Annotated in this window: 7 protein-coding genes; all 7 read left to right on the top strand. The window is 44.1% G+C overall.

From position 1 onward, the window contains the following. On the top strand, positions 1–3738 hold a 3738-nt coding region (locus AC4CV5_RS10435), incomplete at its 5' end, for an amino acid adenylation domain-containing protein (RefSeq protein ID WP_490922696.1). A 7-nt stretch (positions 3739–3745) separates the two neighbouring features. Next, positions 3746–7585 carry a non-ribosomal peptide synthetase gene (locus tag AC4CV5_RS10430; protein WP_490922713.1) on the top strand — a complete coding sequence of 1280 codons (3840 nt, stop codon included), beginning with the start codon at positions 3746–3748 and terminating at the stop codon, positions 7583–7585. Positions 7586–7693: 108 nt separating this feature from the next. After that, positions 7694–8086 carry a DUF1360 domain-containing protein gene (locus AC4CV5_RS10425; RefSeq protein ID WP_166852398.1) on the top strand — a complete coding sequence of 131 codons (393 nt, stop codon included), beginning with the start codon at positions 7694–7696 and terminating at the stop codon, positions 8084–8086. A gap of 154 nt (positions 8087–8240) precedes the next feature. Continuing rightward, positions 8241–9773, top strand: coding sequence for a glycoside hydrolase family 10-like protein (locus AC4CV5_RS10420; protein ID WP_222142924.1), 1533 nt, complete (start codon positions 8241–8243; stop codon positions 9771–9773). A gap of 116 nt (positions 9774–9889) precedes the next feature. Beyond that, entirely contained in the window at positions 9890–10456 is a 567-nt protein-coding gene (locus AC4CV5_RS10415) for a GNAT family N-acetyltransferase (RefSeq protein ID WP_248602729.1), read from the top strand. Positions 10457–10540: 84 nt separating this feature from the next. Further along, positions 10541–11122, top strand: a complete 582-nt coding sequence (locus AC4CV5_RS10410; RefSeq protein ID WP_166852407.1) for a TetR/AcrR family transcriptional regulator — start codon at positions 10541–10543, stop codon at positions 11120–11122. Between the two features lie 108 nt (positions 11123–11230). Further along, positions 11231–11536 carry a DUF5367 family protein gene (locus AC4CV5_RS10405; RefSeq protein ID WP_222142950.1) on the top strand — a complete coding sequence of 102 codons (306 nt, stop codon included), beginning with the start codon at positions 11231–11233 and terminating at the stop codon, positions 11534–11536. Positions 11537–11543 lie beyond the last annotated feature (7 nt).

Genomic DNA, 11543 nt, shown 5'->3' with positions numbered 1-11543 from the left:
ATACTCGGCATGTTTGTGAACACGCTGGCGCTTCGGACACGCCCGGAGGGCGGGAAGCCGTTTGTGCAGCATTTGCAGGAAGTGCGCGAGACAGCATTGGAAGCGTATGAGCATCAGGATTATCCGTTCGAAGAGCTCGTCGATAAGCTCGGGGTGACGAGGGATATGAGCAGAAACCCGCTGTTTGATGCCATGTTAGTCGTTCAAAATAATGATCACCAACCATTGCATCTGCATGATTTGCAAATGAAGCCGTCACAAGTTTCTCATCTCGTTTCTAAATTCGATTTGACATTACAAGCATCTGAGGGTGACGGGAACATTCATTTCCATTTTGAATATTCAACCGCACTGTTTGAAAAAACAACTATAGAACGCTGGGCATCGCATTTGACTAATGTACTTAACATCATCGTTAAAAACCCTGAGGTAACACTCAACCATATCGACATTTTGACTCAAGAAGAGCGGAATCAGTTGCTCAATGAGTTTAACACCGGGCAAGCGAATCAATACGAAGAACAAACAATTGACCGTTTGTTTGAGCAGCAAGCTGCACGAACACCAAAAGCTTCTGCACTTGTCAGCGGAGACAAAACACTGACATATCAAGAGTTGGACGAGTGGTCCAATGGAATCGCTCGTATATTGCGCAGCCGAGGTGTTAAACCGGACACACCAGTAGGCATCATGATGCCTCGTTCGTTCAGCATGATAGCGGCCGTACTTGGTGTTTGGAAAGCAGGAGGCTGTTACGTTCCCATTGATCCGGAATACCCGGCGGAACGGAAACGCTATATCCTCAGCGACAGCGGAACGAAACTGCTGATGACAATAAATGAAACGGATTGGGGAGAGCTTGCTGATTTTGAAGGAGAGATCTTGACGATAGAGAGCGCGGAGGCATACGACAAATCGCCGCTGCCGAAAGTGTCGTATGCCCATCATATGGCTTATATCATTTATACGTCAGGAACGACGGGCCGTCCAAAAGGGGTGATGGTCGAGCATAAAAGCATTGCCAACACTCTTCAGTGGCGGCGTAACGCTTATGCTTTCAACGAGACAGACGCCATACTGCAGCTCTTTTCTTTCTCATTTGACGGCTTTTTAACAAGTATGTTCACACCGCTTTTATCAGGTGCAAAAGCAGTTCTGCTTAAGGAAGAGGAAGCGAAGGACATTCTGGCCATCAAGCATCAGCTGTCTCCTCAACGGATTACACATATGATTATTGTGCCTGTTTTATATCGAGCGCTTTTGGATGTATTGCAGCCGGAAGATGTAAAGACGCTTAGAATCGTCACTCTGGCGGGAGAAGCAGCTGACCGCGAATTGATAAACCGTAGCCTGGCCATATGTCCGCACACCGAACTCGCCAACGAATATGGACCGACAGAAAACAGTGTGGCCACTACCGTCATGAGACATATGGAAAAGCAGAAATACGTAAGCATCGGCCAGCCGATTGACGGGACCCAAGTGCTTATTTTAAATGGCAATCATCAGCTTCAGCCAATTGGTGTTGCGGGAGAGCTTTGTATAGCAGGAACGGGGCTTGCAAGAGGGTATATCAACCTTCCGGAGCTGACAGAGAGAGCATTCATCCAGAACCCATACAAACCTGAAATGCGAATGTACCGAACAGGAGACGCCGCCAGATGGATGGCCGACGGAACACTCGAGTATCTGGGTAGAATTGATGAACAAGTCAAAATCAGAGGCTATCGTGTAGAAACAAAAGAAATTGAATCGGTCATCCGTTGTATAAACGGTGTAAAAGACGCCACCGTACTCGCTCATGTAACAGCATCAGGACAAACTGAATTAAGTGCTTATGTTGTGACCGAACCAGAATTGAGCACAGATACGATACGCTTAGAATTACAAAACAAGCTGCCGGTGTTCATGATTCCTGCGTTTATTGAAAAACTGGGCTCACTTCCATTGTCACCAAACGGTAAACTGGATCGCAGAGCACTTCCAAAACCTGTATTCAAGGGTGAAACTGAACGTCCATTCCGCACACCTGCCAGCAAGATGGAACAAATACTGGCAGATATATGGAAGGAAGTACTGGGGGCAGAAAAAATCGGAACAGCTGATTCATTCTTTGAGCTTGGAGGAGATTCGATCAAAGCGTTACAGGTTTCCGCACGGCTTCACCGGATAGGAAAACAAATGGCAGTGAAAGATTTGTTTAGCCATCCGACTATTCAAGAATTGGCAGCTTATATCCGTGATTCAGATACAAGTTCCAGCCAAGCTCCGGTTGAGGGAGACGTACAATGGTCACCTGTTCAGAAATGGTTTCTTTCTCAAGATATAAAAGAAAGACACCATTTTAATCAGTCCGTTATGCTGCATCGAAGCACCTCTGTACAAGAAGACGCACTTCGCAAAACTTTAAAAGCAATAACGTGTCATCATGATGCGCTGCGGATGGTGTTTACACAGAATGAACATGGAAAGTGGAGTCAATATAATCGGCCGCTCAGTCCTTCGGACGATGCGCTGTATGGCCTTCACATTGTTGATTTACAAAATCCAGACTGCACTGACGAGAATAGATCGTATGAGCCTCTTATCAAACGCCATGTACGTGATATTCAGCAGAAAATGGACCTGAAGAATGGCCCGCTGCTGCAAGCCGGTCTTTTCCGCACAACTGACGGTGATTTCTTATTTTTATCTGCTCATCACTTCGTCGTTGACGGCATCTCGTGGCGAGTTCTGCTTGAGGATTTGGCTTTAGGCTATCGCCAAGCTGCAAGCGGGGAAGATATCCAGCTTCCGCCTAAAACAAGCTCATTCAAAATGTACGCGAAAAAGCTCTCTGACTACGCCGGAAGCCAGCAGCTTATGAAACAGTTCAAGTATTGGCGTGAAACCGAGGAATTTGAAACAGAAGCACTGCCTTTTGATCAAATCGACGGAACCATAGCAAACGAGAGTAAACGTTCCACGATTTCGTTTACCTTAAACGATAAAGAAACAGCTGCGCTCTTAAAAGATGCCAACAGCGCATATAAAACAGATACTCAGGATATGCTGCTTGCTTCTGTTATTCTTGCGCTGCGCCATTGGACCAATCAATCCGCCTTCAAACTATCATTAGAGAGCCACGGGCGAGAGGATGTATTAGACGGAATAGATGTGAGCCGTACGGTTGGATGGTTTACCGCCATTTATCCATTATTGGTTAAACTGAACTCAGACCTTCCTGATCCGGAAGAATACATGGTTCATGTACTAAAAACAACAAAAGATACACTGAGACGCGTACCGGACAAAGGATTCGGCTACGGTGTCATCAAATATTTGACTCCGCCTGGCAAAAAAGACATCGATTTCACAGGTTCGCCAGAAATCAGCTTCAATTATCTGGGTCAGTTTGAAAGCGGCAGCACAGCTGAAGTACCTGAGGAGGACGCCTTCTCTTTCTCTCCGCTGGGTGCCGGGGATGATATCAGCGCAACATGGAATCGTGAACAGTCGCTGGATATCAGCGCAATCGCCGCAGAAGGAAAAATGGCTGTCAACATGACTTATGACAATACCCGCTTTCAGCGCAAAACGATGGAACAGCTTAGCGGGTATTGCCGTCAATTTTTATTACAGCTGATCGAACACTGCCAGAACAAAAGAGAAACTGAAAAGACGATTAGCGATTTTGATGATCAAGAACTGACCGAGGACGCGCTGCAAGAGATTGCTGATATGCTCAGTTTTCACTAATGAATCCGTGAAGAAAGGTGCAGACACTATGGATAACATCAAAAAAATCAAGAACATTTATCCTCTGAGTCATATGCAGGAGGGAATGCTGTTTCATTCCTTCCTTCGTAAAGAGGAGGGGGCGTATGTTGAGCAGTCGCTCTTCACCATCAAAGGAAGCCTAAGCTATGACTGGTTTCAGCGCAGTATTCAAGCCATCATCGACCGCCATGATATTTTCAGAACCGTATTTTTGCCGCACGTCCCGCATTTGTCGGGACCTCGGCAAGTCGTAATGACAGAACGCGAATTCCATTTGTACAGCGAAGACATTTCCCATCTGCAAATAAACGACCAGAATGAGTTTATTGATTGCTTTAAGGAGAAGGACAAGCAGAAAGGCTTTGATTTACAAAAAGACATGCTGATGCGGATTTCTCTATTCAAAACAGCTGAAGATGAGCATGTCTGTATCTGGAGTCATCATCACATTTTAATGGACGGCTGGTGCCTCGGCATCGTTCTGCAGGAATTTATGCAAATTTATCAATCTATCCATGCAGGAAAACCACTTTCTTTGGACCCTGTCCGTCCTTACAGCACCTATATTTCCTGGCTGACAAACCGAGACAAAGAAACAGCTGCGGAGTACTGGGGTTCGTATTTAAAAAACTGCAGCACTCCATCACCTCTGCCTCGTGTGTCTGATGAAGAAAAAAAAGAAGGTTATCACCGTGAAGATTTGATATTTTCATTAAATAAACCACTGACAGACAAGCTGAAAGAGACTGCCAAACAACACGGCGTCACGCTTGCCACCCTTATCCAGGCAGTCTGGGGCGTGATGCTGCAGCAATATAACCGCACAGACGACGTTGTATTTGGCGCAGTTGTATCAGGCAGACCATCAGAAATTCCGGGCGTGGAGCAAATGATAGGGTTGTTTATCAATACCATTCCGGTTCGGATTAAAACACATCAAGACGAAACGTTTCAAGAGCTGCTCAAACGCTGCCAGAAAGATATGCTGGAAGCTGAGCCGTTCACCTGCCAGCCTTTATTTGATATCCAGGCAAACACCGCTTTAAAACAGGAACTGATTGATCACATTATTGTATTTGAAAACTATCCGTTACAGCAGAAAATCGCCGATTCAGCTGATCGCGCCGATTCACCATTGCAAATCGATCAAGTTACGGTATCCGAGCAATCAGGATATAACTTTAACCTTGTCGTTGCTCCCGGGGAAGAACTTGTTATCAAGTTCAGCTATAATTCGTTCGTTTACGATACTGCATGGATTAGCTGTATCAAGAGGCAATTTACGCAAGCACTAAGCACAGCGGCATATCACCCTGATATTCCCATTGCTGATTTTTCTGTTCTTGATGAAACAGAAAAAGAGCAGATTGTCACCCAGTTCAACAATACAAAAACAGAGTATCCAAAGAATCATACAATTATAGATTTATTTCGTGAACAAACAGAAAAGACGCCAGACTATACCGCAATTGTGTATGATAATATGTCTTTTTCGTATGAAGAGCTTGATAAACGCTCTAATTCACTCGCCAGAGAGTTATATCAAAATGGGTTTCGGAAAAACGAGACAGCAGGAATATTGGCTGCTCATTCTCCTGAATTTATTATCAGTGTGCTTGCTGTTTTAAAAGCAGGGGGAGCATACCTCCCGCTTGATGCTGAGCTTCCGCCTGAACGGGTCAGCTTTATGCTCGAGGAAACGCAGGCAAAAATGCTGATTGTTCAAAAGGGGCTGGAGCAAAACGCTGCGTTCTCAGGAACATGTATTACTTCAGATGCACAGACATTGATGGAAGAAAGCCATATCCCTATCAACATCGTCTCCAGCCCGGATGATCTTGCATACATCATGTATACCTCAGGATCAACAGGCCGGCCGAAAGGCGTCATGATCACGAATCGCAATGTCGTGTCCCTTGTCAGCAATAGCAATTACACGTCTGCGTCCATTAATGATCGGTTTATTCTGACTGGATCTATCAGCTTTGACGCCGTCACCTTTGAAATGTTCGGGGCGCTTTTAAATGGGGCAAGCCTTCATATCATTGATAAATCGACAATGCTGTCACCTGATCGGTTTGGGACGTATTTGCTTGAAAATGACATCACAGTACTATTTTTAACAACGGCTCTTTTTAATCAGCTGGCTCAGGCTCAAGCAGACATGTTCCGCGGGCTCCATACGTTATATGTCGGCGGAGAAGCACTCTCGCCTGCCCTTATGAATGCTGTCAGACACGCCTGTCCAGATCTGGCACTTCATAATATTTACGGGCCTACGGAAAACACGACATTTTCAACCTTTTTTGAGATTAAAAGAGACTATGCGGGACCGATTCCGATCGGAAAACCAATCAGCAATAGCACCGCTTTCATCTTAGATGCAAAAGGGCGTCTTTTGCCAATAGGCGTTCCCGGCGAGCTTTGTGTCGGCGGCGATGGGGTCGCAAAAGGCTATTTGAACAGAGATGACTTGACAAATGCTGTTTTTTCTCCCCATCCTTTCTTGTCTGGAGAAAGAATATACCGTACTGGTGATTTGGCGCGCTGGCTGCCTGATGGAAACTTAGAATACATCAGCAGGATTGACAGGCAGATTAAAATCCGTGGAAAACGAATTGAGCCCGCCGAAATTGAAGCTCGCCTTTTAGAAATGGAAGGCGTTCAGGAAGCGGCAGTGACATTTAGAGAAAAAGATGGAGAGGCGCAGCTGTATACTCATTACGTTGGCGATGACAAAAGAACTGAAAAGGAAATCCGCGCCGATTTGGCGCGTGTGCTCCCAGACTATATGATCCCGCAGCACTGGGTGCGTGTGGACCGGATGCCGCTTACCGGAAACGGAAAAATAGACCGCAGCGCGCTGCCTTTTCCAGAAAATAAGAATGACAAACGACAGGACATCACATTGCCAAGAAACTTGGTAGAAGAAGAATTGGCAAACATTTGGAAGAATGTCCTCGGTGTCAGCACAATCAGTATTGATGATGACTTCTTTGCTCTTGGCGGACATTCACTAAAAGCGCTGCAGGTCATACACACACTGAAGCACCAGCAGCAAATTGACATACCGATTGATTTCTTGTTCGAACATCCGACAATCGCTCAGCTTGCCGAAAAACTTTATTCCAAACAGCTGACAGCGGCAGATGAACAGCATGTGATCAAACTGAACCAGCACGGCGCGCAAAACCTTTTCTGCTTCCCGCCGATATCAGGATTTGGCATTTATTTCAAAGACCTAGCTTTATTGCTGAATGATAAGGCAGCCGTCTATGGATTTCACTTTATTGAACATGACAACCGCATTGAACAATATGTTAATTGCATCACGGACATACAGCCTGAAGGCCCATACGTTTTATTAGGCTACTCTGCAGGCGGAAACCTAGCTTTTGAAGTGGCACAGTTTATGGAGCGCAAAGGATTGGAAGTCAGTGACTTCATTATCGTGGACGCTTATCTAAAAGAACAGCCTCTGCCTATTGATACCGAGAATGACGAATCTGCAGCATACCTGCCTGAAGCGGTCAGAGAAAAGGTGATGAAGAAAAAAAGAAACTATCAGGAATATTGGGCACAATTGCTGAATGAAGGGCACGTCAAAGCAAACATTCATTTCATTGATGCGGGAATTCAAACCGAAACCAATGAACATACCGGCCTAACGAAATGGGAAGGTGCCTGCGAAAACTACAGGGAGTACACGGGTTTTGGCGCTCATAAAGACATGCTGGAAGGCGCATATGCTGAAAAAAACGCTGACATCATTCTCGACATTTTAGACAAAATCACTTTAAATAACGAAATACTGCAAAAACGATAAGCGAATTAGCGGACAGAGGCCATTCTCTGTCCTTCTTTCTTTTTGTATTAAGAATGGATAGAAGACACTTGGGAATGATAACATCATCCTTTTTCTTGGAGGCTTGTCATGGATCGTCTTTCTTTGCTTACTTTTATCATGTTGATTCTAGCCAGTTACAGGCTGACACATTTGATTGTATTCGACAAAATCACGGAATTTATCCGAAAACCTTTTATGAAAAAGAAAAGGATCGTTGATCAAAACGGGCATGTAGATGAAAAAAGTGTGCCGGCTTCTAACTTTGGATACATGCTCAATTGCTACTGGTGTGCCGGCGTTTGGTGCGCCATCTTGATTGGACTGGGATATCTCTTTTTGCCTCGTATTGCAATTCCAGTGATCTTTATTTTAGCCATCGCAGGAGCACAGGCGATTCTTGAAACAGCTGTCGGTGTCGGCGTAAAACTCATTGATGTGTTAAAGAGCCTGCAAACCATGATAGATGATAAAGAGTCCTAAAGCAGCGGAACAAAATGCTTCAGGACTTTTTTCATTTATCTGGTGACATAGACATAAATCCTGATTTCTTCAATCCGATTAAGCACCCTTTTACAGCCCGGGAATACCGTAATAGCGAATAGTGAAAGTGATGTAATGGGGGAGAAGAAACAGAATGAAGGTTTGTCAAAAGTCGATTGTCCGTTTCCTTGTCAGCTTGATCATCGGAACGTTTGTCATCTCCGTTCCATTTATGGCCAATGCGCAGCCGGACAGGGAACTGAGAGCCGTATGGATAGCTTCCGTATTAAACATTGATTGGCCGTCAAAAAAAGGGTTATCAGTGGCAGAGCAAAAGCAGGAGTATATCAAACTGCTGGACGATGTACAAAAAATGGGGATGAATGCCGTTATTGTTCAGATTAAACCGACGGCAGATGCTTTTTATCCGTCAGCTTATGGACCGTGGTCTGAATACTTAACCGGTGTCCAAGGGAAAGACCCGGGCTATGATCCGCTTGCATTTATGATTGAAGAAACCCATAAACGAAATTTGGAATTTCACGCATGGTTTAATCCTTACCGCATTTCAATGAATCATACGGACCTTAATAAATTGTCTGAGGATCACCCGGCACGAAAGCATCCAAACTGGGTTGCCGCTTATGGAAACCAGCTTTATTATCATCCGGGCATTCCTGAGGCGAGAGATTTTATCGTCAAAGGTATTGAAGAAGTGGTGAAACATTATGATATCGATGCCGTTCATATGGATGATTATTTCTACCCTTATAAAATAGCGGGACAGGAATTTCCTGATCAAGCACAGTATGAACAATACGGAAAAGGGGCTTTTTCCAATATTGATGACTGGCGGAGGAATAACGTGAACCAGCTTGTCAAACAAATCAACCAAACAATTAAATCTGCAAAGCCATACGTCAAATTCGGCATCAGTCCCTTTGGAGTATGGAGAAACGCGGCAGACGACCCAACCGGATCGAATACCAAAGCAGGCGTCAGGAACTATGACGACCTTTATGCAGATACGAGACATTGGATCCAAGAAGGCGACATCGATTATATTGCCCCGCAAATCTATTGGAGCATCGGCTTCAACGCAGCAGCTTACGATGTGCTGGCTGATTGGTGGAGCAATGAAGTGAAAAATAGACCTGTTCATTTATATATTGGCCAGGCAGCCTATAAAATCAATAACAACTTTGATCCGCCATGGTCTGACCCCGAAGAGTATGTGAGACAAATCACCTTGAACCGTCAGCTTGAGCTTGTGAAAGGAAGCATGCATTTCAGCCTCAAAGACCTCAACAAAAATCCACTTGGAATCAAAGACAGGCTTGTCACCGAGCTTTACAGCAAACCAGCATTGGTTCCGCAAATGCCATGGCTTGACAGTACCGCACCAAAAAAACCGAAGCTTATGAAGGTCACCGAAGACAAAAACGGCAATCTTCTGCACATACAAGACCACCCATCAAATCAAAAAATGAAAGAAACAGCCTATTATGCGATATATAGAGCCGAAGGGAAAAAGCACAAAACATTGCTGGGAACCGCAAGAAAAACAAATGGACAGCAAACCTTCTTAGATGAAACGGCAGACCAAAACAAGAAGTATACGTATTATGTCACTTCAGCAGACCGGCTCCATAACGAAAGCAAGGCTTCCAAACGAAAGGCAAAATGAGAAATGAGAAGGACGGCTTTCTAAGTCGTCTTTTTTCACAAGAGTTATTTTAGGAGGAAGGATACTTTTGGTGAACCGCTGAATTGTTAGAGAAAAGAACAAAGGGAGAGACTCATATGAATTTGGAAGCGGTTTTTGGACATTTCCCAGTATTGGAATCTGAGAATCTCGTACTAAGTAAAATCAAAGAGGTGCACGTACAGGATGTATTTTCAATCTACGATAATGACAAAGTATTTGAATACTGCGGCATCATTCCGAAACATAACATAAAAACAGTAGAGAAAATGATTAGCCATTTTGATAGAGATTACAACAAAAAAAGCAGAATTAAGTGGGGAATTTTTCTAAAGAGTCAAGAGAATACATTGGTTGGAATCATTGAAGCGATGGATTTTAACCAAAAAATAGACATGGTATCAATTGGATACTACTTAGCTGAAGAATACTGGGGGAAAGGTTTTGCCACTGAATCCGTCCGCATGCTTGCCTCATTTTTATTTGAGAAAGTCAATGTAAATAGAATTCAAGCTGAAGTCATGCCAGCTAACAGGGCTTCAAAAAACGTCCTCATAAAAAACAATTTTATGAAAGAAGGATTAGTCAGACAAGCTTCCTATTGGTCCGGTAAAGGAGTTGTCGATTTAGAAATATACGGCATTCTTAAGAACGAATACGTATAAGTCATTTCTTTTTCAGTAAAACCCCCTGAATAGAAAATTTAAAAAGTCAGTTATTGAACTAACTAACTTATAGGGAGGAGCACCATGGCAAAACCAAATGTCATCTCCAAGGAAGCACTCATTCAATCTGCCAAAACATGTATCTCAGAAAACGGTTTAGAAAAACTAACGTTACAATCAGTTGCGAAACAAGCCAATGTCACTCAAGGAACGGTTTATTACCATTTCCGCACAAAAGAAAATCTCATGATGGAGGTCGTTCGCCACGTATGCGGCAGTTCTTGGGCGAACGTAAAGAACAGCCGGCTCCCGTCAAGCGAAAAGCTGAGAGAAGCATGGCTGTCAGCAAAATCACGAACAAAAGAAAATGCTGATTATCACCGGTTATGTTTATCACTTGTCGTATCAAGCTTTCAAAATGAACAAATCAAAGAGCAGCTAAGTCATCTGCTACAATCTGAAAATCAATGTCTGACAGAAGAGCTCACTCAATTGTGGGGCAAATCTCCAATTGATGGCGTTTCCTTAACAACCTGGGGAACGATGCTGAATGCTATAATTGACGGGCTTGCCATACAGTCTCTCGTTTTCGATGATTTTCCACTAGAAGGTGTTTATCAAGAGCTCGAATGGATCTTGGTGAAGCTGACTGAAAAAATGAGGTAACACGAAAGGAGATCAACCATGTTCACTCAAAAATTAGGTCTGGTCCTTACGTTTTCATTTCTCATCTGGTTCGGTGCCACACTATTTTTTGTTCTGTTCGGAGACGCTGTGTTAACTGATCCGGCTGAAGAGCCTTTTTTGCTTAACTTTCTTCTTCTGGAAGCGGGCACTGCTCTCGTTTTATGCCTTGTGTTCTTTCTCTATCATAAACTCGATCGATCACAATACGCGGTGATCAAGCTGGGCGTATGGGGATCGGCGGTCGGTTTATTGATTGATACAGCTTCCCTTTGGAATCATCCCATCATCTTCCCGGCACTATCAAAGGGGCAGGTCATTGCGTTTGCCATATGGATGGTATGCGCCTATAGCATGTATTTGCTCCTCCCATTGATGTTTTCACATAAAAACTGATCCAGTT

The sequence above is a fragment of the Bacillus sp. NS1 genome (assembly GCF_058248265.1).
This window is presented reverse-complemented; position numbering and strand designations above follow the sequence as displayed.

Bases quoted from the DNA above. Each gene is read 5' to 3' on its own strand.
- AC4CV5_RS10420 (WP_222142924.1), top strand. From the start codon at position 8,241: ATGAAGGTTTGTCAAAAGTCGATTGTCCGTTTCCTTGTCAGCTTGATC.
- AC4CV5_RS10410 (WP_166852407.1), top strand. From the start codon at position 10,541: ATGGCAAAACCAAATGTCATCTCCAAGGAAGCACTCATTCAATCTGCC.
- AC4CV5_RS10415 (WP_248602729.1), top strand. From the start codon at position 9,890: ATGAATTTGGAAGCGGTTTTTGGACATTTCCCAGTATTGGAATCTGAG.
- AC4CV5_RS10425 (WP_166852398.1), top strand. From the start codon at position 7,694: ATGGATCGTCTTTCTTTGCTTACTTTTATCATGTTGATTCTAGCCAGT.